The 24,673-nt window shown below is 73.3% G+C and carries 19 protein-coding genes, 1 tRNA gene and 3 pseudogenes; 19 read left to right on the top strand and 4 right to left on the bottom strand.

Going from position 1 to position 24,673, the window contains the following annotated elements:
• Nucleotides 1–27 precede the first annotated feature (27 nt).
• The 11 genes and pseudogenes from ACFY0P_RS16470 (at nt 28) to ACFY0P_RS16520 (ending at nt 10,556) form a co-directional block, all read left to right on the top strand.
• Entirely contained in the window at nt 28–966 is a 939-nt protein-coding gene (locus ACFY0P_RS16470) for an aromatase/cyclase (RefSeq protein WP_388912596.1), read from the top strand.
• A 3-nt stretch (nt 967–969) separates the two neighbouring features.
• Nucleotides 970–3,228: an SDR family oxidoreductase gene (locus tag ACFY0P_RS16475; protein WP_388912599.1), complete on the top strand. Its 2,259-nt coding sequence runs from the start codon at nt 970–972 to the stop codon at nt 3,226–3,228.
• 4 nt (nt 3,229–3,232) lie between these two features.
• Nucleotides 3,233–4,816: an MFS transporter gene (locus ACFY0P_RS16480; RefSeq protein WP_388912602.1), complete on the top strand. Its 1,584-nt coding sequence runs from the start codon at nt 3,233–3,235 to the stop codon at nt 4,814–4,816.
• A gap of 2 nt (nt 4,817–4,818) precedes the next feature.
• Entirely contained in the window at nt 4,819–5,274 is a 456-nt protein-coding gene (locus tag ACFY0P_RS16485; RefSeq protein WP_388912605.1) for an acyl carrier protein, read from the top strand.
• An 8-nt stretch (nt 5,275–5,282) separates the two neighbouring features.
• Nucleotides 5,283–6,125: a 4'-phosphopantetheinyl transferase family protein gene (locus ACFY0P_RS16490; protein WP_388912608.1), complete on the top strand. Its 843-nt coding sequence runs from the start codon at nt 5,283–5,285 to the stop codon at nt 6,123–6,125.
• A gap of 7 nt (nt 6,126–6,132) precedes the next feature.
• The gene (locus ACFY0P_RS16495; protein WP_388912611.1) at nt 6,133–7,752 is read left to right on the top strand and encodes an acyl-CoA carboxylase subunit beta; all 1,620 of its coding nucleotides are present in this window, start codon (nt 6,133–6,135) and stop codon (nt 7,750–7,752) included.
• Nucleotides 7,749–8,012: an acyl-CoA carboxylase subunit epsilon gene (locus ACFY0P_RS16500; protein WP_388912614.1), complete on the top strand. Its 264-nt coding sequence runs from the start codon at nt 7,749–7,751 to the stop codon at nt 8,010–8,012. The genes ACFY0P_RS16495 and ACFY0P_RS16500 overlap by 4 nt, the downstream gene beginning before the upstream one ends.
• A 58-nt stretch (nt 8,013–8,070) precedes the next feature.
• On the top strand, nt 8,071–8,643 hold the full coding sequence (locus ACFY0P_RS16505) for a nuclear transport factor 2 family protein (protein WP_388912617.1): 573 nt from the start codon (nt 8,071–8,073) through the stop codon (nt 8,641–8,643).
• Between the two features lie 7 nt (nt 8,644–8,650).
• Nucleotides 8,651–8,959 carry an acyl carrier protein gene (locus ACFY0P_RS16510; protein ID WP_388912621.1) on the top strand — a complete coding sequence of 103 codons (309 nt, stop codon included), beginning with the start codon at nt 8,651–8,653 and terminating at the stop codon, nt 8,957–8,959.
• Between the two features lie 148 nt (nt 8,960–9,107).
• Complete coding sequence (locus ACFY0P_RS16515) at nt 9,108–9,764, top strand: TetR family transcriptional regulator (RefSeq protein ID WP_388912624.1); 657 nt, start codon at nt 9,108–9,110, stop codon at nt 9,762–9,764.
• Nucleotides 9,765–9,903: 139 nt separating this feature from the next.
• A pseudogene (locus ACFY0P_RS16520) lies at nt 9,904–10,556 on the top strand (GAF and ANTAR domain-containing protein).
• Between the two features lie 25 nt (nt 10,557–10,581).
• On the opposite strand, the pseudogene ACFY0P_RS16525 reads toward ACFY0P_RS16520, so the two are convergent.
• Nucleotides 10,582–10,914, bottom strand: a pseudogene (locus ACFY0P_RS16525) (TetR/AcrR family transcriptional regulator); the annotation flags it as partial.
• Nucleotides 10,915–11,034: 120 nt separating this feature from the next.
• Here ACFY0P_RS16525 and ACFY0P_RS16530 point away from each other — a divergent pair.
• A complete protein-coding gene (locus tag ACFY0P_RS16530) occupies nt 11,035–13,239 on the top strand; it encodes a SpoIIE family protein phosphatase (protein ID WP_388912626.1) in 2,205 nt (734 codons plus the stop codon).
• A gap of 236 nt (nt 13,240–13,475) precedes the next feature.
• Here ACFY0P_RS16530 and ACFY0P_RS16535 read toward each other — a convergent pair.
• A tRNA-Arg gene (locus ACFY0P_RS16535) sits at nt 13,476–13,548 on the bottom strand.
• Nucleotides 13,549–13,869: 321 nt separating this feature from the next.
• Here ACFY0P_RS16535 and ACFY0P_RS16540 point away from each other — a divergent pair.
• From ACFY0P_RS16540 to ACFY0P_RS16565, 6 genes are all read left to right on the top strand, one after another.
• A complete protein-coding gene (locus ACFY0P_RS16540) occupies nt 13,870–15,477 on the top strand; it encodes a dynamin family protein (protein ID WP_388912629.1) in 1,608 nt (535 codons plus the stop codon).
• Nucleotides 15,478–15,480: 3 nt separating this feature from the next.
• Nucleotides 15,481–17,607, top strand: coding sequence for a YfjP family GTPase (locus ACFY0P_RS16545; protein WP_388912632.1), 2,127 nt, complete (start codon nt 15,481–15,483; stop codon nt 17,605–17,607).
• A gap of 216 nt (nt 17,608–17,823) precedes the next feature.
• Entirely contained in the window at nt 17,824–18,297 is a 474-nt protein-coding gene (locus tag ACFY0P_RS16550; RefSeq protein ID WP_388912635.1) for a single-stranded DNA-binding protein, read from the top strand.
• A 481-nt stretch (nt 18,298–18,778) separates the two neighbouring features.
• On the top strand, nt 18,779–20,176 hold the full coding sequence (locus ACFY0P_RS16555; protein ID WP_388912834.1) for a Cys-Gln thioester bond-forming surface protein: 1,398 nt from the start codon (nt 18,779–18,781) through the stop codon (nt 20,174–20,176).
• Between the two features lie 24 nt (nt 20,177–20,200).
• Entirely contained in the window at nt 20,201–20,557 is a 357-nt protein-coding gene (locus tag ACFY0P_RS16560) for a hypothetical protein (protein ID WP_388912638.1), read from the top strand.
• Nucleotides 20,558–20,629: 72 nt separating this feature from the next.
• Nucleotides 20,630–21,124 (top strand): tetratricopeptide repeat protein, encoded by a 495-nt coding sequence (locus tag ACFY0P_RS16565; protein WP_388912641.1) that lies wholly within the window; start codon nt 20,630–20,632, stop codon nt 21,122–21,124.
• Nucleotides 21,125–21,132: 8 nt separating this feature from the next.
• Here ACFY0P_RS16565 and ACFY0P_RS16570 read toward each other — a convergent pair whose 3' ends face one another.
• Nucleotides 21,133–22,203 carry a zinc-dependent alcohol dehydrogenase family protein gene (locus ACFY0P_RS16570; RefSeq protein ID WP_388912644.1) on the bottom strand — a complete coding sequence of 357 codons (1,071 nt, stop codon included), beginning with the start codon at nt 22,201–22,203 and terminating at the stop codon, nt 21,133–21,135.
• A 235-nt stretch (nt 22,204–22,438) separates the two neighbouring features.
• The gene (locus ACFY0P_RS16575; protein WP_388912647.1) at nt 22,439–23,173 is read right to left on the bottom strand and encodes a ferritin-like domain-containing protein; all 735 of its coding nucleotides are present in this window, start codon (nt 23,171–23,173) and stop codon (nt 22,439–22,441) included.
• Nucleotides 23,174–24,298: 1,125 nt separating this feature from the next.
• On the opposite strand from ACFY0P_RS16575, the pseudogene ACFY0P_RS16580 reads away from it, so the two are divergent.
• Nucleotides 24,299–24,520: pseudogene (locus ACFY0P_RS16580) on the top strand (UTRA domain-containing protein); the annotation flags it as partial.
• Between the last annotated feature and the right edge of the window lie 153 nt (nt 24,521–24,673).

Raw genomic sequence — 24,673 nt, forward strand, 5'->3', positions numbered from 1 at the left:
ACCCCGGCACCCTCTAGGAGTTCACCCATGTCCGAGCCGAAGGAAGTCGAGCACGAGGTCACGATCTCGGCGCCGGCCGCCGAGGTCTACCGGCTGATCGCCGACGTGGCCAACTGGCCGCGGATCTTCCCGCCGACCATCTACGTCGACCACCTGGAGCGCTCCGGGAACGAGGAGCTGATCGGGATCTGGGCCACCGCCAACGGCGAGGCCAAGAACTGGACCTCGCGCCGCGTGCTGGACCCCGAGGGCCTGCGGATCACCTTCCGCCAGACCGTCTCCACCCCGCCCGTCGCGAGCATGGGCGGCACCTGGATCATCGAGCCCCTCGACACGGCCACCTCCCGGGTGCGGCTGCTGCACGACTACACCGCCGTCGGCGACGACCCGGCCGGCCTGGCCTGGATCGACGAGGCCGTCGACCGCAACTCCCGCTCCGAGCTGGCCGCGCTGAAGACCAACGTCGAACTCGCGACCGCGTCCCAGGAGCTGACGTTCTCCTTCGAGGACACCGTGCAGGTCGACGGGGCCGCCAAGGACCTCTACGACTTCGTCAACGAGGCCGACCGCTGGTCCGAGCGGCTGCCGCACGTGGCGACCGTCCGGCTCACCGAGGACACCCCGGGTCTGCAGACCCTGGAGATGGACACCCGCGCCAGGGACGGCTCGACGCACACCACCAAGTCGTACCGGGTCTGCCTGGACGGCCGGAAGATCGCCTACAAGCAGACCACCCTGCCGGCCCTGATGAACCTGCACACCGGCTACTGGACCTTCCGCGAGACCGACGAGGGCACCTTCGCCTCCTCGCAGCACACCGTCGTGCTGCGGCCCGAGAACATCGCGAAGATCCTCGGTCCCGAGGCGGGCGTCGCCGAGGCCCGGGAGTACGTGCAGGGCGCGCTCAGCACCAACAGCCGCGCCACCCTGAACCACGCCAAGGCGTACGCCGAAGCGAGGCGCTGACCGATGGCCGGTGCCGACGCGCTCGACACGCACGTCCTGGTGGTCGGCGCCGGACCCGTCGGGCTGATGCTCGCCGGGGAACTGCGCCTCGGCGGCGCCGACGTGACCGTCCTGGAACGGCTGGCCGCCCCGACGACGGAGTCCCGGGCGTCCACCCTGCACGCCCGGACCATGGAACTGCTGCGGCAGCGCGGGCTGCTGGACGGCCCCGGCGGCTTCGCCGACCCCGAACCGCCGCCGAACGAGCCCGGCGGTCACTTCGGCGGCCTCCCCCTCGACCTCACCCTGCCCAGCAGCCACCCCGGGCAGTGGAAGGTCCCGCAGACCCGCACCGAGGAACTCCTCGGCGCGTGGGCCGAGCGGCTCGGGGCGCGGGTGCTGCGCGGACACGAGGTCATCTCCCTCACCCAGCACCCGGACCACGTCACCGTGGTGGCCGAACAGCAGGGCCACCGCCGGGAGTTCACGGCCCGCTACGTCGTCGGCTGCGACGGCGAGCAGTCGGCCGTACGACGCCTCGCGGGCATCGCCTTCCCCGGCGAAGCCGCCGGACGGGAGCTGATCCGCGCCGACGTCGACGGCATCGACATCCCGAACCGGCGCTTCCAGCGGCTGCCGAACGGGCTCGCCATCGCCGCCCGGCGCGGTGACGGAGTCACCCGGGTCATGGTCCACCGGTTCGGCACCCCGCCGCGCACCGCGCAGACCCGCTTCGGCGACATCGTCGCCGCCTGGCGGGACGTCACCGGCGAGGACATCGGCCACGGCACCCCGCTGTGGGTGAACTCCTTCGGCGACGCCTCCCGGCAGGCCGAGCGCTACCGCGCGGGCCGGGTGCTGCTCGCCGGCGACGCGGCCCACCAGCAGATGCCGATCGGCGGCCAGGCCCTCAACCTCGGCCTCCAGGACGCCGTGAACCTCGGCTGGAAGCTCGCGGCCACCGTCCTCGGCCGGGCCCCGGCGGGACTTCTCGACAGCTACCACGACGAACGGCACGCCGTCGGGCGCCGCGTCCTGTCCGCCATCCGCGCCCAGGCCCGGCTGCTGCTGGGCGGCCCCGAGGTGGAACCGCTGCGTTCGGTGGTCGGCGAACTCACGTCGTACGAGAAGGTCCGGGCGCACCTCGCCGGGACGATCAGCGGCCTCGACGTGCGGTACGGGGACGACGACCGGCAGGCGCTGGTCGGCGCCCGGCTGCCGGAGGTGCGGCTCGACTCGGGGGCGACCACGGCCGAACTGCTCCGCCCGGCCCGCGGGTTGCTGCTCGTGACGGACCCGGCGCTCGCCGGGGCGGCGGGGGACCGGTCGGCGTCCGTCGACACGGTCGTCACCCGCCCCGCCGGGCCCCTCGACGGCCTCGCCGCCGTGCTCGTACGGCCGGACGGCTACGTCGCCTGGGCCGGCCCCACGGCGGACGGCCTGCACGAGGCCCTCGGCCGCTGGTTCGCACCCGCCCCACACCCCTCCCACACACCACAACCAACCGTCAGGAGAAGGAAGATGGGCAACCTGACCGGCAAGACCGCGCTCGTCACCGGCGCCAGCCGGGGCATGGGCCGGGCCACCGCCGAACGGCTGGCCGCCGACGGCGCCCTGGTCGCCGTGCACTACGGCAGCAGCGCGGAGGCCGCCGCCGAGGTGGTCGCCGGGATCGAGCAGGACGGCGGGCGGGCGTTCGCCGTCGGGGCCGAACTGGGCACGCCCGGCGACGTCCACGAGCTGTTCCTCGCCCTGGAGGCGGGGCTCAAGGAGCGCACCGGCGAGACCGAGCTGAACATCCTGGTCAACAACGCGGGGGTGATGGGCGGGGTCAAGGCCGAGGACACCACCCCGGAGGAGTTCGACCGGATCTTCGCCGTCAACGCCAAGGCACCGTTCTTCGTCATCCAGCGGGCGCTGGCCGACATGCCCGACGGCGGCCGGATCGTGAACATCTCCTCCGGGCTCACCCGGTTCGCCAACCCGGACGAGATCGCCTACGCCATGAGCAAGGGCGCGGTGGAGCAACTGGCGCTCCACTACGCGAAGTTGCTGGGCCCACGCGGGATCACCGTGAACAGCGTCGCGCCGGGCATCACCCGCAACGGCAACCCGCTGTTCGACATCCCCGAGGCCGTCGAGGCCATGTCCGCGCTGTCCGCCTTCAACCGGGTCGGCGAGCCGCAGGACGTCGCCGACGTCATCGCCTTCCTCGTCTCCGACGACGCCCGCTGGGTCACCGGCTCCTTCGTCGACGCGAGCGGCGGCACGCTCCTCGGGTGACGCGGTGACCAGGACCCTTCCGGCACCGGCCGCCGCGGGCGCGGACGAGCGGTTCGGCCCCCGGCTCTGGGGGCTGCTGCTCGTCCTCGCCGGCAACATGCTCATCGACGCCCTGGAGGTGTCCGTGGCGGTGGTGGCACTGCCCGCCATCGGCACGGACCTGGGGCAGCCGCCGACCGTCACCCAGTGGGCGATGACCGGCTTCGCCGCCGGCTTCGGCGGCCTGCTCCTCTTCGGCGCCCGCGTGGTGACCCTCCTCGGCCGCCGCCGCGTCTACCTGACGGCCCTCCTCGCCTTCGCCGCCGCCTCCGCCCTCAGCGCCCTGGCCCACGACCCCTGGCTGCTCCTCGCCACCCGCCTGCTCAAGGGTTTCTGCGCGGCCCTCACCGCCCCCACCGGCCTGGCGATCATCACCTCCACCTTCCCGGAGGGCCGCCCCCGCTCCCGAGCAGTCTCCGTCTACACCCTCTTCGGCGCAGGCGGCTTCACAGCAGGCCTCCTCCTCTCCGGCTGGCTGACCGAAACCTCCTGGCGCTGGGCCTTCGCCTTCCCGGCTCCGGTGGTACTGCTGCTGTTCGCGTGCGGGCTGCGCCTGATCCCGAGGAGCGACGAGGGCACCGCCCCGAGCACTCCGAGAGGAGCCGCGGAAGGCCCACCAAAGGGCCTGAGCGTTCCAACGGGGGCCGCGGAAAGCGCCCTGAAGGGGCGCGGGGAACTGCGCGACCAGCCCCCACCGGGCCGCACCCGGACGACGACCCGGCACTTCGGCATCCCCAGCGCCCTCACCCTCCTGGGAGCCCTCCTGGCCCTCGTCCAAGGCATCACCCAGCTCCCGGCGCACGGCTGGAGCGACCCGAGAGCCGTCGGGCCGCTCTGCACCGCTGCCCTGTTGCTGCTGGCCTTCCGGCACATCGAGCGCCGCTCCCCCGCCCCCCTCCTGAACCTCGGCCCCCTGCGCAGCAACCCCGCCCTCATCCGCTCCGCCCTCGGCGCCGCCTGCCTCAACGGCTCCTACCTGGGCCTCCTGTTCGTCCTGACGTACCAGACGCAGACCCTCGCCGGCTGGTCCCCCCTCCACACCGCGCTCGCCCTGCTCCCGGCCGCCGCGCCCCCGGCGCTCACCGCGCTGGCCTCCGGCCGCCTGGTCGCCAAGTTCGGCGCCCCGCGCCTCATCGTGGCCGGCGCCGCCTGCGCCTTCGCGGGCGGCCTGCTCCAACTCCACCCGCACGCCTGGCCGTTGGACTACCCGGGCCGGATGCTCCCGACGCTCCTCCTCGTCGGCGCCGCCTTCGTGCTCTCCTTCGCCGCGCTCAACATGCAGGCCATGTCCCGCCTCGCCCCCGCCGACCGGCTCACCGGCAGCGGCCTGTACCAGACGGCCGTCCAGCTCGCCGCGGTCCTCGCGGTCGCGCTCGTCGCCACCCTGCTCGCCGCCCACGCGCCGGCGCCCGGCGCGGGACCGGCCGCCGCGGCCGCCGCCTGCCGGCCGGCGCTGACCCTGGTCGCCGCCCTCGGCTTCCTGGGCCTGCTCGTCGGCCTCACCGGCCTGATCCGCACCCCACCCTCCTCACTCCACCACGGGGAATGACCATGGACCAGACAACGCAGACCTGGGTCTTCGACGACCTTGACGACGAACTCGACGATCTGGACTACGAGTTCGAGCGCGACCAGATCGTCGAGGTGGTGCCTCCCAGCCTCGCGCACCTCGCCTCCGTCGGCCTCGCCGAGCGCACCCGGCTCATCGACGCGTACGTGCGCGGCGAACTCGCCCGGGTGCTCCGGGTGGCACCGGACAGCATCGACACCGTGGGCCGCCCGATGAACAGCCTGGGCATCGGCTCCATCAACGGCCTGGAACTCCAGCGCCGGATGGAGGCCGCGCTGCGCGTCGACGTCAACCTCAACCGGCTGCTGCGCGCCAACAGCGCCGCCGAGCTGGTCGACTGCCTCGCCGGCCAGCTCGGCCCGGAGGACAGCCCGCACAAGCACGCCGGCCGGGACCGGCACCACCTGGTCGCACACGACGTGCCGAGCCCGAGGTGATCGGGGAGATGCCGGTCCTGGAGTTCGGCACGGCCACCCTCGCCGTCGAACCGAGACTGCCCGCCGCCGGACAGCTGGACGTCTGGCTGGTCCGCCGGGCGACCCTGGAGACCGCGGCCGAGCTGCTCGACCTGTCCGAGCTGAGCGAGGCGGAGCGCAGGCGGACCGCGTCCTTCGTCCGGCCCGCCGACGGGGTGACCTACGCCTCCGCCCATGTCGCCCTGCGCCGGCTGCTCGGCGCCTACCTGGGGCTGTCCCCGCAGGACGTGCCGTTCGTGCGGGAGCCCTGCCCGGGCTGCGCCGAGCCGCACGGCCGGCCGGCGGTCGCATACCCCGACCCGCCGCTGCACTTCTCCCTCGCGCACAGCCACGGCATGGCCGTGGTCGCCGTCTCCCGTACGGTCGTGGGCGCCGACGTGGAGCGGCTGCCGCGGGCCGAGACCGTCGAGGTCTGCACCCCGGCCCTGCACCCGGGGGAGCAGGACGAACTGGCCGCGCTCGGCGACGCCGGGGAACGGCGCGCTGCCTTCGGGCGGCTGTGGACCCGCAAGGAGGCCTATCTCAAGGCGCTCGGCACCGGGCTCTCCCGCGACCCCGGCCACGACTACCTGGGCGCCGACCCGCACCGCAGGCCGGCCGGCTGGACGCTCCTCGACCTGCCGTCCGGGCCCCGGCACAACGCGGCCGTCGCGGTGCGCGGCGCGGCGCCCGACCAGGTCACCGTGCGCTGGGTGCCGCCGGCCGCGCTGTACGCGGGCGCGACGGTCGACCTGGACGCCGACGGGACCGTGGGCGTGCCCGTGCCCGTGCCCGTGGGCGTGACCACCCGAGTATCCGACTGGGGAGCGTGACCCGCCAATGTCACTCGAACAGAAAGCCGGTCCGGTAGCGGGCCGCCCGAGCCTGCACGACCGCGAGCACCGCGGCCAGTGGACCGCCGCCGAGCGTATCGAGGAGCTCGGCCTGATGAAGGAGGCCGCCCGGCACGGCGACCCGCTCGCCACCGAGCGCCAGCACGCCAAGGGCAAGCTCACCGCGTACGAACGTATCGAACTCCTGCTCGACGAGGGGTCGTTCAACGAGGTCGAGATGCTCCGCCGGCACCGCGCCACCGGCTTCGGCCTGGAGAAGAAGCGGCCGTACACCGACGGGGTGATCACGGGCTGGGGCACCGTCCACGGCCGTACCGTCTTCGTCTACGCGCACGACTTCCGCATCTTCGGCGGCGCCCTCGGCGAGGCCCACGCCCAGAAGATCCACAAGATCATGGACATGGCCATGGCGGCGGGGGCCCCGCTGGTGTCGCTGAACGACGGGGCCGGCGCCCGCATCCAGGAGGGCGTCTCGGCGCTCGCCGGGTACGGCGGCATCTTCCAGCGCAACACCCGCGCCTCCGGGGTGATCCCGCAGATCAGCGTGATGCTCGGGCCGTGCGCGGGCGGTGCCGCCTACTCGCCCGCCCTGACCGACTTCGTCTTCATGGTGCGGGACATCTCCCAGATGTTCATCACCGGACCGGACGTGGTGAAGGCGGTGACCGGCGAGGAGATCACCCAGAACGACCTCGGCGGCGCCGACGTCCACGCAGGCGCCTCCGGCGTGGCCCACTTCGCCTACGACGACGTGCGCAGCTGCATGGAGGACGTCCGGCACCTGCTGTCGCTGCTGCCGTCCAACAACCGTGACCTGCCGCCCCGTTCGGCCACCGCCGACCCGGCCGACCGCCGTACCGACCGGGTGGTGGAACTGGTCCCGGACGACCCCGGGCGGGTCTACGACATCCGGACCGTCATCGAGGAGATCGTCGACGACGGCGACTACTTCGAGATCCAGCCCGGCTGGGCGACCAACGTGGTGTGCGCGCTGTCCCGGCTGGACGGCGAGGTCGTCGGCCTCGTCGCCAGCCAGCCCGCCTCGTTCGCCGGGGTCCTGGACATCGACGCGAGCGAGAAGGCGGCGCGGTTCGTGCAGTTCTGCGACGCCTTCAACATCCCGCTGGTCACCCTGATCGACGTACCGGGCTTCCTGCCGGGCGTGGACCAGGAGCACAACGGCATCATCCGGCGCGGCGCCAAGCTGCTCTACGCGTACTGCAACGCCACCGTGCCGCGGATCTCCCTGGTGCTGCGCAAGGCGTACGGCGGCGCGTACATCGTCATGGACTCCCGGTCCATCGGCACCGACCTCGCCCTCGCCTGGCCGTCCAACGAGATCGCCGTGATGGGCGCCGAGGGCGCGGCGAACGTCATCTTCCGCCGGGAGATCGCGGCCGCGGACGACCCCGAGTCCACCCGCGCGCAGAAGATCAAGGAGTACCAGGCGGAGCTGATGCACCCCTACTACGCGGCCGAGCGCGGTCTGATCGACGACGTCATCGACCCGCGGGAGACCCGCTCCACCCTGATCCGCGCCCTCGCGATGCTGCGCAGCAAGCAGGCCGACCTGCCGTGCCGCAAGCACGGCAACCCGCCGCAGTGAGCGCGCCGGATAGCACGGAGGGTGCGAGGAGGGCGGACGGTGCGGCGGGCGCCCTGGTCATCAGGGTCGTGAAGGGGCAGGCGAGCCCCGCCGAGCTCGCCGCCCTCACCACCGTCCTGCTCGCCCGCGCCGCCGCCCTGGCCGCGGTGGACCCGTGCCCCCTTAAGCCCCGCCCGGTGGCGGGCTGGCGCCGCCCGGAACGCCTCGCGAGCCACCGCGACCCCCGCGGCTGGCGCGTCACCGGCGGCCGGGCGGCCTGACCGGCCCTCGGACAGCCCCCTCGACCGCATCCCCGACCGAATCGGAGTCCCGGACCCCATGACCTCCACGTCCCTCGACCGCGCCGACACGGTCTCCGCCCTGCGCTCCGAACTCGACGCGCTGCGCGCCGAGTTCGGCGCCCTCGCCGACCGTGCGGCGGTCGCCGAGCTGATCGACCGCTACATCACCCTGCTCGACACCCAGGACGACCACGGCTTCGACCCCACCTGGCCGGCCACGGTCTTCACCCCGGACTGCCGCCTGGAGTTCCCGGTCGGCACCGTCGAGGGCCGCGACCGGGCCGCCGCCTTCCACCACGACCGCAAGTCCCGCTTCGCCCGGACCCACCACCTGGCGGCCAACTACGGCATCCGGGTGTCGGGGGACACCGCCCGGGTCCGCGTCCACCTCGTCGCGTCCCACGTGCACCACGAGGACGGCCCCGACCCGGACGGCCGCTTCGACATCGGCGGCTACAGCGAGGGCGAGGCGGTCCGCACCCCGGACGGCTGGCGGCTGCACCGCTGGCGGTTCCGGCTGGTGTGGTCCGACGGGGCCGGTCCGCGTCCCGGCCCCGACCCCCGCGAACTGCGCAGTTCCCAGCCACGACCACGCCACCCGAAAGGATGATGATCCCGTGTCAGGCATACCGACGACCCCGCTGAACCTGGGCGCCTTGCGCGACACCTCCGGCGACGACCGCAGGCAGGCGTTCGAGGTGTTCCTCTGCCGCAACCTGGCCCAGCACCTGGACATCCCCCCGGCCCACCGCATCGCCCGCAACCGACCCCTCTACACCCAGGGCATCGACTCCCTCACCGCCCTGACCCTCCAGCGCACTCTGGAGTCGGCCCTCAACATCCCGGTACCGGCCCACCACCTGCTGCGCGAGCAGTCGGTGGGCGAACTGGCCGCGACCCTGAGCGATCTGGTCGACCGGACCTGAGGCCCGTCAGGACGCCACCGGTGGGACGACGGCACGCCACCGGTGGCATCAGGCGCACCCGCCTCCTGACAACGTTGTCCCTCCCTTCGGGGCGCCCGTGTCAGAATGAGGGCGCCCGTCGTCCGTCCGGTCTTCATCGAGGTTGTCCGTGTCCCAGCCCGTCGGCCGCGTGCCGCAGCGTCGCAACGCACGGTCCAACCGGGCGCGGATCCTGGCCACCGCCCGCCAGGAACTCGGCCGGAACCCCGACATCACCCTGGAGGAGCTGGCCCGCGCCTCCGGCGTCGTACGGCGCACGCTCTTCGGGCACTTCCCGGGGCGGGCCGCGCTCCTGGAGGCGCTGGCCGAGGAAGCCGCCGAGACGATCCAGGCCGCCGTGGCGCGGGGAGCGGAGCCGGCCGAGCCGGCCGAGCCGGCCGACCGGGCCCTCGCGCGCTTCTCCCTGTCGATGTGGCCGGTGGGCGACCGCTACCGGATGCTGCTCGCCCTCGCCCACCGGGATCTGGGCGCCGAACGCGTCGCCGATGTTCTCCGGCCCGCCCGGGTCCGGGCCACGGACATCGTGGAGCGCGGCCAGCGGGACGGCGTCTTCCACCCCCACCTCCCGCCCGCGGTGCTGGGCGCCGCCCTGGAGGCCATGACGATCGCCCTGCTGGAAGAGGTCAACACCGGAACGTTCGAGGACGACGGCACCCGCACGGCCGTCGCCACCCTCGTCGCGGCCGGCGTCCCGGAGAAGCAGGCCCGCACCGTGGTCGACGAGATCGCCGCCGAGGCCGTGGCGGAGGGGCCCGCCGAGTCCTGAACCACGCGCTCCCGCGCCGCGGGCGCCTCGTGGGCCCCGTCCGGTGGGCGTGGCATGCTGAGGAGGCGGCTTCGGCGCAACCGACCGGGAGGTGGTGGGCGTGGTGGACTGGGCCCGGTTCGCGCAGCAGCTCGCGGCGATGGCGCGGGATTTGCTGGCGCAGGAGTCGGTCGACGCCACCCTGGCCCGGATCACCGCCTCGGCCGTGGAGCTCGTGGAGGGCTGCGACGCGGCCGGCATCCTGGTGCTGCGCGACGGGAAGGTGCGGACGCTCGCGCCCACCGAGCAACTGGTCCTCGACAGCGACCGGTTGCAGGAACGGCTGGGCGAGGGGCCCTGCTTCGACGCCGCCCGCACCCGGGCGGGGGAGCGGGTGTTCCGCATCCGGGACCTCACCCGGGAGCAGCCGCACTGGCCCGACTTCGCGCCCCAGATCCACCGGCTCGGCGTCGGCAGCATGATGGGCTTCCTGCTGTACACCGAGGACGAGGAACTCGGCGCGCTGAACATCTCTCCCACCGGCCCGGCGCCTTCACCGAGGCCGGTGAGCTGGCCGGCTGGCTGCTGGCCTCGCACGCGGCGGTCGCCTTCTCCAGTGCCCGTACCCAGGCCCAGATGGAACAGGCCGTCGCCACCCGCCACCTGATCGGCGAGGCCATGGGCATCCTCATGGGCAGTCACCGCCTCACCGAGGAGCAGGCCTTCGACGTGCTGCGCCGCTACTCGCAGGAGAACAACGTCAAGCTCCGTGACGTCGCCCGCCGGGTCTGCGACCAGGGGAGTCTGTCCTAGCGCGGGCCCTGGCTGCCGGCCGACGTCAGCGGAGGTCGGGCCGTGGGCGCCGGGCCACCTCGTGGGCGTCGTCCGGCGGTACGCCGAGCATGCACAGGACCGTCTCGGCGAGGTTCGCCGCGGCCTCGCCGCCGTCCACCTCGGGGCGGGCGAACCGCAGCTCCACCAGGGACAGCGGGCTGCCGCCGAGAGCGCACAGGGCCCCGGCCGGGTCGACGGGGGTGAAGCGGCCGGAGGCCGTGCCCACCTGGACGTCCCGCAGCGCCCGCCTGGTCAGGCCGTTCTCGGCGTGGATGTGGCCGAGGCCGCGGCGGCGCAGGACCTGCAGGAGCTCCGGGTGCCCGCCTGCTCGGCCTGCTCAAGGCCGCGAAATCCAGGCTGGATGCGGCCGGCACCGCTGACGCCCGTGGCGGCGGTGGCGTGGGCACGGAGGTGCGCCACCGCGTAGCGGCCGCTCCCGGGGCGTACCGTCGACTGTGTGGACGGCACCGCCGACGGGCTCGTCTCCCGGGCAGCGCGTGAACTCGCCCCGCGGGCGGACGAGCTGATCGCGGACGTCGCCCGGTGCCTGCGCGCCGAGGTCGCCGAGCTGTGGGCGGACCCGGAGCTCGCCCGGATGACCTCCGAGAACATCGCCGAGCACGTCGTCGGCGTGCTGACCGGCCTGGAATCGGGCCTCGACCCGGGGACCCTGGAGCCGCCGCCGGCCGACGTGGAGCGCGCCCGCCGGCTGGCCCGGCGCGGCATCCCCGTCACGGCGATGCTGCGGGCGCACCGGCTCGCCGAGGGCGTCCTCCTCGACGGCCTCCTCGCCGAACTGCCCCGGCTGACGGACGACCCCGAGCTGGTCGACGCGCTCGCGCGCCGGCTGCTCGCCCTGTCCACCCGGTACGTCGACCGCATCGCCGAACAGGGCGTCCTGGCCTTCCAGGAGGAACGGGACCGGCGCCTGCAGCGGCGGCTGTCCCTGGTCAACGAGGCCGGCCTGCGGGTCGGGACCGCTCTGGACATCGCCCGCACCACCCAGGAGCTGGCGGACCTCGCCACCGAGGACTTCGCCGACCTCGTCACCGTCGACCTCCTCGACTCCGTGGTGCGCGGCCACGACCGCCCGGCGGCGGAGCGGTTCCTGCTGCGCCGGGTCGCCCAGGGGACGTACGCGGCGGACGGCGGCCCGGAACCGGCGGTCAAGGGGCAAGGGCTGCACCGCTGCCCGGACGGGTCACCGACGGCCCGCGCCCTGGCCACCGGACAGCCCACCCGGCACACCGCGGCGGACCGCGCCACGCTGGTGGTGCCGCTGACCGCCCGCGGCACCACCCTCGGCGTCGCCCGGTTCTCCCGGCACCGCCACCCCGCCCGCTTCGACGACGAGGACCTCCTCCTCGCCCAGGAGATCGCGGCCCGGGCCGCCGTGGCCGTCGACAACGCCTGCCGCTACACCCACGCCAGGGCCACCGCCCTCACCCTCCAGCGCAGCCTGCTGCCGCGGCACACCGCCGAGCAGTCCGCCGCCGAGGTCGCCTGCCGCTACCTGCCGGCCGACGGCCGGGCCGGGGTGGGCGGCGACTGGTACGACGTGATCCCGCTGTCCGGCGCCCGGGTCGCCCTGGTGGTCGGCGACGTCGTCGGCCACGGCATCCACGCCGCAGCCACGATGGGCCGGCTGCGCACCGCTGTCCGCACCCTCGCCGACATCGACCTGCCGCCCGACGAACTGCTGACGCACCTGGACGACGTGGTCGTCCGGCTCTCCGCGGAGGCAGCCACCGACCCGGACCCCGGCCCTGGCTTCGACCTCGGCCCCGGCCCCGGCTTCGACCTCGGCCCGGATCCGGCCGGGGACCTCGGCGCCACCTGCCTCTACGCCGTCTACGACCCCGTGGCCGGCCGTTGCTGCCTGGCCCGCGCCGGCCACGTGCTGCCCACCCTGGTGCACCGGGACGGCTCCGCCGGCCTCCTCGACCTGCCGCCAGGACCGCCGCTGGGCCTGGGCGGGCTGCCGTTCGAGGCGGTGGAGGCCGACCTGCCCGAGGGCAGCCTGCTCGCCCTGTACACCGACGGCCTGCTCGAGGGGCACGACCACGACGTGGAGGAGGGCCTCGCCGCCTTGCGGGAGGCCCTCGGCCGGCCCGCCGCCTCCCTGGAGGCCGCCTGCGACACGGTGCTCCAGGCCCTGCTGCCGACCGACCGGCCGCACGACGACGTCGCGCTGCTGCTGGCCCGCCCCCGCACCCTCGGCGCGGACCGGGTCGCCGTCTGGGAACTGGAGCCCGACCCGGCGGCCGTCGCCCCGGCCCGCGCGGGCGTCGCCCGGCAGCTCACCGCCTGGGGAGTGGAGGAACTCGCCTTCGCCGCCGAGCTGGTGGTCAGCGAACTCGTCACCAACGCCATCCGCTACGGCAGGCCGCCCGTCCGGCTGCGCCTGATCCTCCCCAGGCCCCCCGACCGGCCGGGCGACGATCCCGCCCGCGCCGTCCTGTGCGAGGTGTCCGACGCCGGCGGTGCCGTCCCGCACCTGCGCCGGGCCCGCACCTTCGACGAGGGCGGCCGCGGCCTGCTGCTGGTCGCCCAGCTCGCCGCACGCTGGGGGACCCGCCATGCCCGGCTCGGCAAGACGGTCTGGGCCGAACTGGCCGAGACCGGCCCGGCCGGCCTCCCGGACCTGTCCGCCGGCCTCTAGCCGGCCACGGTTCGCCCCTGCCACGGGGTCGCGTGAGCGGCGGGACCACGCGGTGTACGGGATGCGGGGCCGGCGGGTGCGGAAGAAGGCTGGGGCCGGCGGTGTCACGCCGCACGGTCCGGTCCGGCCAGAGCGGGATCGTGCTCGCCACGGGCGAACCGGGGATGGGCAAGAGCGCCCTGCTGCCACGGGACAGAACCGGCCACACGCCGTGTGACCTCACCACCCCTGCGGAGCGCCCCCGGCAGGACTCGAACCTGCGGCCAAGCGCTTAGAAGGCGCCTGCTCTATCCACTGAGCTACGGGGGCCGGCTGTGCTGGCCTCGTACGCACCGCCCTGGTGGGGGCGGGTCCGTGACGTTGCCGGGGACAAGGATAGAACTCCCCGATCCTCGTCCCTGCTGCTTCGCCTCCGTGGCTCAATGTGGAGGTTCGGTGAAGCGGTCCTGATAATCGCAGGCAGGTACGAATCGTGCATCGCTTTTGGCGCCCGACGCACCGGGTGTTGTGCACTCGTTATGCCTGGACTGTGCCTCCGTCCCAGTCGCCCCTTCCGCCCGTTGTGTCCTGTCGGCACGCAGACATGTCTATATGCTTCAGAATTCCCCTAAAATTGGGCATTCTTCGCATGTGGTGACCTTGGACGTACGGCCTCAGCTGCTCGACACACTCTCCGCCCTGCGCGACCGTGTCGCTGCCGCACGCTTCCCGCTGCCCCTGGCGGGGGCTCCACGCGCGCGTGCCAACCGCGACGAACTGCTCGCACAGCTCGACGACTATCTGGTGCCCCGCCTCAGAGAGCCCGAAGCGCCCCTTCTGGCCGTGGTGGGCGGATCCACGGGCGCCGGCAAGTCGACCCTCGTCAACTCACTGGTGGGCCGCCGGGTCAGCGAGGCGGGCGTGCTGCGCCCGACCACCCGCACACCGGTCCTGGTCTGTCATCCGGAGGACCATCACTGGTTCAGCGGCATGCGCGTGCTGCCCGACCTCACCCGAGAGTGGGTACCGCACCAGGAGCCCAGCGACGACCCCTTCCTCCCCGGCGACAACCCCCCGCGCGTGCTGCGCGTCGAGACCGCGGACAGCATCCCGCGCGGCCTCGCCCTGCTCGACGCCCCCGACATCGACTCCCTGGTCGTCGACAACCGCGTCCTCGCCGCAGAGCTCATCTGCGCCGCCGACGTCTGGGTGATGGTGACCACGGCCGCCCGCTACGCCGATGCCGTCCCCTGGCACCTGCTGCGCGCCGCCAAGGAGTACAACGCCACCCTGGTGACCGTCCTCGACCGGGTCCCCCACACGGTCGTCTCCGAGGTCTCCCGGCAGTACGGCGCCCTCCTCACCAAGGCCGGGCTCGGCGACGTGCCCCGGTTCACGGTGCCCGAGCTGCCCGAGTCGGCCTGGGGCGGCGGTCTGCTCCCGGCCACCGCGGTCGCCCCGCTCCGCGCCTGGCTCCTCCACCAGGCCCAGGACCCCGGCGCCCGCTCCCACACCCTGGCCCGCACCGCCCACGGCCTCCTCGACTCCCTCAAGGCCCGCATGCCCGAGCTGGCCGGCGCCGCCGCCGCCCAGTACGCCGCCGCCCTGCGCCTGACCTCCGCCGTCGACACCGCGTACGACAGCGAGCACGCGCGCCTGCGAGGACGCCTCCAGAACGGAGCCGTCCTGGCCGGCGACGCCCTCAAGCGCTGGCGCGCCTACCCCCTCGACTGCTCCGCCGACGAACTCCTGGACGCCCTTGCGGAGAGCCTCGCCGCCCTGCTGCTCTGCTCCGTCACCGCCGCCGACGAACGCGTCGACGACGCCTGGCGCCGCGAGCCCGCCTCCGCCGCCCCCGGACTCACCGACCGCGACCCGTCCCTGGAGAGCGCCGAGCACCGCATCGGCCTCGCCGTCCGCCGCTGGCGGCGGGAGCTGGAGGAGTACGCCGAGGACGAGGTGCGCGAGCTCGACCGCAGCGTCGCCCCGGACTCCGAGGTCGTCGCCGCCCTGGTGGCCACCGCGCTGCTCGGCGGCCGGCGTACCAAGGTGGCGGGGGAGCGGCTCGCCGAGCGCATCGGCGCCCATGGCGCGCTGCGGCTGCGCGACCGCGCGGGACGGCTGCTCACCGAGCACGTGGACCGCGTCCTGCACGCCGAACGCGAGCGTCGTCTCGCCCCGCTCGACGCCCTCGACGTGCACCCCGAGCCCCAGGCCGAACTCATCGCCGCCCTGTCCGCCCTGCAGAAGGAGAGGTGACCGGTGACCGCCGTCACTGACCACGACCCCACGGATCACATGGAACGCATGGATCACACCAGTGACTTCACCGGTGACTACGCCAGCGACTTCGAGACCGACCCGACCGCGGGGGACGCCACGCCGGACGGTGCGCGGGAGTCCGTACGAGACCGGGTCCCGGACGGCGCCCAGCACCGGGACGAGGCCGGGAAGGACCCCCAGGACGCCAAGGGCCCCACGGAGTCCAAGGGGCACGCGGACACCGGCGAAGCCCCCGAGGCTCCCGGAGCCAGACAGTCCCCCGAGGCGGCCGAAGCCGCCGGGGCAGCCGCCGAGGCCGAGAACGTCCCGCACGCGCGCGTGCGGGAGCAACGGGAGCCGGCCGACGACCGCCGGCCCGCTTCCACCGTCACCGGCGACCGCCCGTCCGCCGCCGACGATCCGGCGGCCGACGACGCCTGGGACGACGGTCTCATCGCCCGCCGGGTCACCGAGACCGCCAAGGCCGCCGTCCCCGTCGTGGAGACCCGCGGCCCGGGCGCCCCGGCCCCCGCCCCGCTCGCGTACGACGGCCCGCTGCGCTCCCGCCTCGACGCCCTGCGCGAACTCGTCGGCCTCTCCCGCACCCGCCTGGACAGCAACACCCTCGCCGAGGCCGGCCGGGTCCTGGACGAGGCGGCCACCCGGCGCCGGCTCTCCGGCCAGCACACCGTCGTCGCCCTCGCCGGCGCCACCGGCAGCGGCAAGTCCCAGCTGTTCAACGCGCTCGCCGGAGTCGCCATCTCGGAGACCGGGGTACGCCGGCCCACCACCGCCGCACCCATCGCCTGCACCTGGAGCGACGGCAGCGCCGCCCTCATCGACCGGCTCGGCATCCCGGGCCGGCTGCGCCGCCGCCCCGTGCACAACCCGGAGGCCGACGCCCAGCTGCGCGGACTGGTCCTGATCGACCTGCCCGACCACGACTCGGCCGCCGTCCAGCACCGCGAACAGGTCGACCGGATCCTGAAACTCGTCGATGCGGTGATCTGGGTGGTCGACCCCGAGAAGTACGCCGACGCCGTCCTCCACGAGCGCTATCTGCGGCCCATGGCCGGCCATGCCGAGGTCATGTTCATCGTCCTCAACCAGACCGACCGGCTGCCCGGCGAGGCCACCGACCTGGTCCTGGACGATCTGCGCCGACTGCTCGACGACGACGGCATCGCCCTCGGCGAGTACGGCGACCCGGGCGCGACCGTGCTCGCGCTGTCCGCGCTCACCGGTGACGGGGTCGGCGAACTGCGCGAGGTGCTCGGCCAGTTCGTGTCCGAGCGGGGCGCGGCCGCCCGCCGGGTCGCCGCCGACGTGGACGCCGCCGCGGCCCGGCTGCGGCCCGTCTACGCCACCGGCAGGCGCGCCGGGCTCAGCGAGGAGGCGCGCGACGAGTTCGCCGGACGGCTCGCGGACGCGGTCGGCGCCACCGCCGCCGGCGAGGCCGCCGAACGGGCCTGGCGGCGCAACGCCAACCGGGCCTGCGGCACGCCCTGGCTGCGGTTGTGGCGCTGGTACCAGAAGCGCGGTGAGCCGCCCACCGGACGCCTGCAGAAGGCCCAGCCGGAGGTGGAGGCCACCGCGCGGCAGCGCGTCGAGCAGGCGGTGCGCACGGTCTCCGAGCAGGCCTCGGCCGGGCTGCCCGCGCCCTGGGCGCAGGCGGTGCGCGAGGCGGCCGTACGCGGTTCGCAGGGCCTTCCGGAGGCGCTCGACGACCTGGCCGCACGGGCGGGGCTGCCGCCGGGGCGGCCACCGCGGCCCGGCTGGTGGCCGGTGGCGGTGCTCGCCCAGGCCGCCATGACGCTCCTCCAGGTGGTCGGCGGGTTGTGGCTGATGGGGCAGATCACCGGGGTGACGGCGCCCAACCTGGGCGTTCCGGTGCTGCTGATGGTCTCCGGGATCATCGGCGGCCCGCTGGTCGAGTGGGGCTGCCGGATGGCGGCCCGCGGCCCGGCCCGCCGGTACGGCCTGGAGGCGGAACGCCGGCTCCGCGAGGCGGCGGCCGGCTGCGGGCGGGCCCGGGTGCTGGACCCCGTGGCGGCGGAACTGCTGCGCTACCAGGAGGTGCGGGAGCAGTACGGGCGGGTGCGGCGGACGGGCGCCGGAGTGGGGTGAGACTCCGTCTGGGGGGACGGGGTCACTCGTCCGGGTGGTGGAGTTCTCCACCGGCCGGCGGTGGTCCACAGCGCTCGGCGGGTCCGGGCCGACGGCGGCAGTCTGATCCCACGGCGATCGCGCTCCACACGGTCGCCGTGGTGGACACAGCCGTACGGGACGGACCCGTACGCGGATCCGCCCGGCCGCGGCGGCCGGGCGAGGGAGGGGTTCGTGATGAACGAGACCATGGTCTGCGCGGTGGGCAACGTGGCGACGCAGCCGGTGTTCCGGGAGCTGGCGGCGGGTCCGTCGGCCCGGTTCCGGCTGGCGGTGACCTCGCGCTACTGGGACCGCGAGAAGAACGCCTGGACGGACGGCCACACCAACTTCTTCACGGTGTGGGCCAACCGGCAGCTCGCCACCAACGCGGCGACCTCGCTGGCGGTCGGCGACCCGGTCGTCGTACAGGGGCGGCTGAAGGTGCGCACCGAGAACCGGGAGGGCCAGCAGTGGGCCTCCGCCGACATCGACGCGGTGGCGATCGGCCACGACCTCGCCCGCGGCACGGCGGCCTTCCGGCGAACCGGCAGGCCGGACACGACGACACCGGCCCCACCGCGCCCGGAACCCAACTGGGAGACACCGGCGGAGTCGCCCGACACGCCCGCCCAGGAGCAACCGGAACCGGTGGCGGTGGCGGCGTCGTGACGGGACGTGAAGTCGTGCCAAGTTGTGGCGTGTTGGCGCCGACTCGTCCGAACGGCCGTAGAGCTGCCGCCCGTTGACGCCCGCCGGGCCTGCCGTCGCCGTGCCCTTCGGCGGCCCTGTGGTGGCCCTTCGCGATTCTTGACGGCCCGTGACGTCCCTTGACGGCTTATCGGCGAATGCGCTCCGAAGTGCCCGTGACCCCGGCCGGGTGGATTTGTCGATAAGCCCTGCTCGTCCGCGTCTTCGCGATAACGATTACGGATCGGATCGCTCATCGGACCATCTCACCGGGAAAGGGCGGCCCGGCTGATCCATAGGATGCCGGGCGTGGCCCCCGTGGCCGCTGATTCTGCTGGTGGGACCACCCCCCGCGTCCAACGGGTCCTGCTCGAAGGGGAATTCTGTGCTCGCTGCGTTCTCTGGTCCCTCGGCGCCCCGCGCGTCCACCAGGCACTACGGCACCGCCGTGGCCGCGAGAGGCATGGCCCGCCTCGCCGCCGCGACCCTGGTGTCCGGGCTGGTGGCCGCCGCCGCGCTGACCGGCGCAGGCCGGGCCGCGGCCGACGACGGGACGCCCCAGAGCCAGAGCGGGGCCACGGCGACCATGAACGGCCTGAAGACCTACGGCGAGGCCGTGGTCCACCGCCACAGCGGCGACGAACAGGTGGCCGCGGGCCTGTTCGAGATGTCCGTCGACGGCGGCGGCACGCTCCAGACGTACTGCGTCGATCTCCACAACCCCGCCCAGCGGGACGCCAAGTACCAGGAGACGGCGTGGAGCGGCACCTCGCTCGGCGCCAACAAGAACGCCGGCAACGTCCGCTGGATCCTGCAGAACTCCTACCCGCAGGTCAACGACCTCGCCGCGCTGGCCCGCAAGGCCGGCGTCGGCAGTCTCACCGAGCAGGACGCGGCGGCCGGCACACAGGTGGCGATCTGGCGCTACTCGGACGGCGCGGACGTCGACGCCGTCGACCCGCAGGCCGAGAAGCTCGCCGACTACCTGGAGAAGAACGCCCGCGGCCAGAACGAGCCGCAGGCCTCGCTGACCCTCTCCCCGGCTGCCGTGTCCGGCCGCCCGGGCGACCTGCTCGGCCCGGTGACGGTCCACACCAACGCGCGCACGGTCACCGTGATCCCGCCGTCCGACGCGGCCCTCAGCGGCGTACGGATCACCGACAGGACCGGCAAGCCGGTCACCACCGCGCAGGACGGCAGCGAACTGTACTTCAAGGTCCCCGACGACGCGGTCGGAGGCACCGACCACGCCTCCAGCAGTGGGGGAGCTTCCGCCGAACTGACCGTCCAGGCGTCGACGACCGTCCCCGTCGGCCGGGCCTTCACCTCCGAGAGCCGCAGCCAGACGCAGATCCTGGCCGGCTCCAGCGAGTCCACGGTCGCCGCGACCGCGAACGCGACCTGGGCGGACCAGGGCGCGACACCGGCACTGTCGGCCGAGAAGGACTGCGCCCGCAGCGGTGTGGACATCACCGTGGCCAACACCGGGGACAAGCCGTTCACCTTCGATCTGGTGAGCACGGAGTACACCATCCCCGCGGACACCTCGCGGACGGTGACCGTCCCGCTCCAGGAGGACCAGGCCTACGACTTCACGATCACCGGCCCGAACGGCCTCGAACGCCGCTTCACCGGTGTCCTCGACTGCAAGACCCAGGGCGCCGACGCCGGCCTCGCCACCCAGACCCTCAGCGAGCCCAGCCCGGCCTCGGTCGGCGGCACCGCCTCCGACGTCAACCTGGCCGCGACCGGCGGCGACTCCGCGACCGGCGTGATCACGGGCGTGGCCATCGGCCTGGTGGTGATCGGCGGTGCGGTCCTGGTGATCCTCCGTCAACGGGAGAACCAGCAGACCGACTGAGGCCCGGACGGGCACCATGACGTCATGACCAACTCACGCGGCGCGTCATCGTCCTCGGACTCCGTCCTGTCCCTGTGGTCGCACGACTCGGTGCTGTCGATCGGCTCGGTGGGCTCCGTGCTCTCCATCGGCTCGGTCGGCTCGGCCCTCTCCATCGGCTCGATCGGCAGCGCCCTCTCGGCAGGCTCGATCGGCTCGGCCCTGTCCCTCGTCTCGGCCGGCTCCTGGCTGAGCACGGGCTCCGTCCTCTCGGCCAACTCCCGCTGGTCCGTCCTGTCCTGGCGCTCCACCCGCTCCTTCCGCACGGCGGGCGTACTGGGAGCGGCAGCGGCCACGGCCCTCCTCCTCCACAGAACCCTGCAGGGCTCTCCAACCCGGTGACCGGCCCTTGAAAGCCACTGGCCGGCGTGCTCACCTGGTGCGGTGACGTACGGCTGGAAGAGACGTTCCCTCGTGCTCCTCTTCGTGGTCTCGGCGGGGCTTCCGGCGGCGCTCGTCCTCGGAGCCGTCACGGGGTGGAGCCGTTCGGTGATCGGCGCACCGGCCTGGGTGTCGTGGACGCTCGCGGCTCTGGCGATCTGCATCGGTGCGCCGTTCGCCTGGTTCTCCACCCCGTCAGGTACCAGAAGTGCGACGAACCTCCTGCTCAAGGCCTATCGCCGGGAGGGACTGGAGGCCGTCGAACGGCAGTATCTGTCGGTGCTGGCCCCTCACAGGGCCGGGCTCCAGCTGTTCAACCTCGCCCTCGCCCTCGATCGCGCGGGCGATCAGGACGACGCCTGCACGGTCTACCGGCACGCGGCGGACCGCGGATTTCCGCCGGCCATGATGAACCTGGCGTACTGCCTGAGCCTACGTGGTGAAGAGGACGAGGCTCAGGACTGGTACCGCCGCGCGGTGGAGGCCGGATACCCGCGGGCCGTACCGGGGCAGGGAGACGGTGCGTAGAAGCCGCTTCATACCTCGCGCTGCCCGTCGTCCTCGTCCCGGCCGACGTCGAAGACGAAGAGCGGTTTGGCGCCATGGGCGGGCGCTTCGGCGAACGAGACGGCTTCGGCGAAGCGTTCGAGCGGGAACGGCCGGCCCTGGGGGATGCTCAGCACTCCACCGACGACGAGACTGCGCACCTCGCACAGCGCGTCCAGGACGTCCGCGGGCGAGGCGGCACCGAACCAGCGGTTCAGCCAGAACCCCCGGACCACCTTGGTCTCGTAGATGACCGAGCGCGCCGAGACCGGAATCGTCAGCGCCGCCGGTTCGGTCTGCCGGTGGGTGGAGAGGGCGCCGTAGACCACGACCTCTCCACCCGGGGCCAATGCCTGGGACACCTGGGCGCCCAACTGCCCGGCGACGCAGTCGGCGGCCTTGCGCACGCCGGCCGGCCCCGCGATCTCGGCCACACGCCGCACCAGATCCTCGTCCTCGGTGCAGATGACCTCGTCGCCGCCCAGCGCCCTGATCTCCTCGACGGCATCGCGCCGCCGCACCACGTTGATCGTGCGTATCCCCAGATGCCCGGCCAGCTGAATGACGAGCCGGCCGACGGTGGAGCCCGCCGCCGTCTGCAACAGCCATTCACCGGGCTGTACGTCGAGTTCGCGAGTCACCAGGAGCAGCGCGGTCAACGGGTTGACGGCGAGTTGGCAGGCGTCGGAGTCGCTCAGCCGACCGGGGACCGGCAGCAGCCTCTGTGCATCGGCAACGAGGTACTCCTGCCAGGTGCCGTCGACCTGCGGCCCGGGTACCGCCGGAATCGCGGCGTTCACCACGCGCTCGCCGATCCTCAGCCCCTCGGTGCCCGGACCGAGGGCCTCGATACGGCCCACGCACTCCATGTACCCCCCGACGGTGGGGAACTCGGGGGAGAAACCGTAACGACCGCGCAGCACGTGCAGATCGCTGGCGTGAACCGGCGTCGCCTTCACCCGGACCAACGCCTGGCCGGCTTCCGCCGTGGGAACAGGCCGGGACTCCAGCCGCAGGACATCGCCCGGTTCGCCGACCTCAGCGGCTACGAGCGCGCGCATGGACCGTGGCATGAGTGACCTTTCGCCTCCCCGTACCCGGCGAACACCCTGTGCACGGCTCGCCTCGCCCGATCGATTGCCGGGTGTCGCCCCTGCACTCCTCCCAGCCTGCGCTCCTCCCCGGGCGCTGTCATGTCGAGAGGAGCCCGGGGGAGACGTCAGGGCGGGGGCACGGACGACGACGGCGACCCCCTCCACCCGATCGGCGAGCGCGCCCGAAGGACCGGTCCCACGGTCAGGACCGTGCCCTCGTCCCTGCGCCGGGTCCGGGCACCAGCACCGCGGAGACCACCGCGTGGGAGGAGGCCATGACATCGCGCACGAACCGCGCGCGCCCGGTGCCGAGCCGGCGCAGTGCCGGTCCGTGGTCGGCGGCGACGACGAGGCAGACGGCGAGCAGCAGAAGCCGCCACAGGGCCATCACCGGGCGGCGCGTGGCGCGGGACAGCTCCGTCAGGGAGGCGTGCAGCCGCTCGCAGTGGAACGGCACGTGACGCTCCTCGTCGGACAGGATCCGCCCCGCCACCTCCGCGGTGAGCGCGTCGTCGGCGCCGTCGCGCAGGGCCCGGTAGTAGCGCAGCGCCACGACCTCCGCGATCATCAGCACCAGCAACTCCGTGCGCAGGCCCATGAGACGCCGCAGCCGTACGAAGACCGCGTCGCTCCAGTGCCCGGTCAGCGTCGGCACGCCCCCCGCGGCCAGCAGCCGAGCCAGCAGCCGGGCGTGGTTCTGTTCCTCCGCGACGAAGAGCCGGACCGCCGCCCCGTAGTCGGCGTCGCCGGCCCGGTCCGCTTTGCCGATCAGGTTGCCGCCGTCTCCGTCCTCGCCGACCTGGAAGCGCTGGATGCCGGCCCACACCGCCGGATGCAGCGTCGCGCTCCGCCCCCAGTCCGGATCACCCTGGACACGCCTGCGCTCACGCTCCTCCTCGAACCGCCTGGTCCACCCGGCGAAGTCACCCGTACCCACCCGGTCTCCCCTCCCGGGACACGGCCACCGCGCCCCGGAAAGGAACGACGCGGACCGGCTCCGGAGCGTTCCGTGGGAGCTGGGGTGCCCGTGGCCGCCGAAGGCCTACCGGTACGTGAAGAGCCGCGACGAGACAAACGTGCTGCCCGCCGGCACGGCAGACTCCAGCTCATCGTAGGACCGGAGTTGAAGTACTTGATCAAGGAACACCTTGGCAAGGCCGTGATTCCCGGCCCGGTCCCCCCCCGAAGCAGTGCCCCTCTCGCTGAGACCCGGAGCCCTGGACCGAGATGCTGGGTCGTCCCTGGGCCGTCCGAGGCCGCTCAGCAGAGGCCAATGACGACCAACGACGACCACCAGGCGCACGACCCGGGACAAGAAGAAGAATCAATCAGTTGGGGCCCCTGCCTCCGTCTTCTCGCATCGGGGGAAGGGGCCCGCTAAGGAAGGCTTCTGTGCGCAGGCGATCACGACAACGCTCTGGACATCATCAGTACGCGTGGAGGCGCGCGACACCGGTGCCGGCCGTTCACTGCCGCTCCCGCCTAGGTGAGCCGAGCAATAGCTCGACCATGACACGAGCGTCGCGGCGGCGAGACGGGCTTGCAGACCACACGCCAGGCAAAACCACGCAGCATAAGAGAGCGAGTGGGCTGAGGACCGCGATCACGCCGATCCATGGATAGGCCACTGTGACGGGTACCAAGACACCACCTGATACCAGGCCAATCAGCGGCCCCGCCCTCACGGGTCATTTGCGCTCGCCATGCGCAGGATTCCTTCCTGTTCACGGAGCTTCGGGCCCCGGCCCGACACCCACGCTCTTTACGGCCATACAGGACTGACCGTCATTCATGGGACACCGGTGATCGCACGCACCGGGATGGCGAGTCCACGGCAAGCGTGCGCGGCGCCCCATCCCCCGTCGATGGGAGCAGATTCATCTTGCCGCACCGCCCAGGATTGTGGGGGTCGTTCTCAGACATGGCAGGCAACTGCACCACCCCCCAGAGCCGTGCAGGATGTGCACCAGATCACGCGGGAAACACGGGGAACAGCGGGCACTCACGCGCAAGCCACCGCACTGTCGACATTGCGCTACCGCGGGTCAGCAAAACATCGGGCGTGGCCGCCATGGGGATCACCGTCAGTCATGCCGTGGAGCAGCCCGAGCGCCGGCAGGCGACCGCTGAAGAAGCCTCACTCCTCCGCGCGCGGAAGGCTGCTGTCGTCACTCACGTTCGGCGGACCTACTGCAGCGAACAGGGGCGACCCGTCGAGGCCGCGGACATCGTCGTGCCTGCAGCTCACTGCGAAATCGTCTACGAGATCCCCGTCAACCGGTAGGTGGCAGCCCTGGGAGGTCATGCTCCAGTTGTGCCCGTCTGGAGATTGGCCCGCCACTGCATCGTCCTGATCGGGGTCGGGGCTCGTGAAGATGAACGAGTGAAACCCCTGGCCGTCGGGCCATCGAGCGAGCACTGACTCCTGGGCCGTCCC

The sequence above is a fragment of the Streptomyces sp. NPDC001714 genome (genome assembly GCF_042892755.1).
Lineage (GTDB): Bacteria > Actinomycetota > Actinomycetes > Streptomycetales > Streptomycetaceae > Streptomyces.

What these genes read in the sequence shown, in the direction of transcription:
- ACFY0P_RS16470 (WP_388912596.1), top strand. Translation starts at nt 28, where the DNA reads ATGTCCGAGCCGAAGGAAGTCGAGCACGAGGTCACGATCTCGGCGCCG.
- ACFY0P_RS16475 (WP_388912599.1), top strand. Translation starts at nt 970, where the DNA reads ATGGCCGGTGCCGACGCGCTCGACACGCACGTCCTGGTGGTCGGCGCC.
- ACFY0P_RS16485 (WP_388912605.1), top strand. Translation starts at nt 4,819, where the DNA reads ATGGACCAGACAACGCAGACCTGGGTCTTCGACGACCTTGACGACGAA.
- ACFY0P_RS16490 (WP_388912608.1), top strand. Translation starts at nt 5,283, where the DNA reads ATGCCGGTCCTGGAGTTCGGCACGGCCACCCTCGCCGTCGAACCGAGA.
- ACFY0P_RS16495 (WP_388912611.1), top strand. Translation starts at nt 6,133, where the DNA reads ATGTCACTCGAACAGAAAGCCGGTCCGGTAGCGGGCCGCCCGAGCCTG.
- ACFY0P_RS16505 (WP_388912617.1), top strand. Translation starts at nt 8,071, where the DNA reads ATGACCTCCACGTCCCTCGACCGCGCCGACACGGTCTCCGCCCTGCGC.
- ACFY0P_RS16550 (WP_388912635.1), top strand. Translation starts at nt 17,824, where the DNA reads ATGAACGAGACCATGGTCTGCGCGGTGGGCAACGTGGCGACGCAGCCG.
- ACFY0P_RS16555 (WP_388912834.1), top strand. Translation starts at nt 18,779, where the DNA reads ATGGCCCGCCTCGCCGCCGCGACCCTGGTGTCCGGGCTGGTGGCCGCC.
- ACFY0P_RS16560 (WP_388912638.1), top strand. Translation starts at nt 20,201, where the DNA reads ATGACCAACTCACGCGGCGCGTCATCGTCCTCGGACTCCGTCCTGTCC.
- ACFY0P_RS16570 (WP_388912644.1), bottom strand. Translation starts at nt 22,203, where the DNA reads ATGCGCGCGCTCGTAGCCGCTGAGGTCGGCGAACCGGGCGATGTCCTG.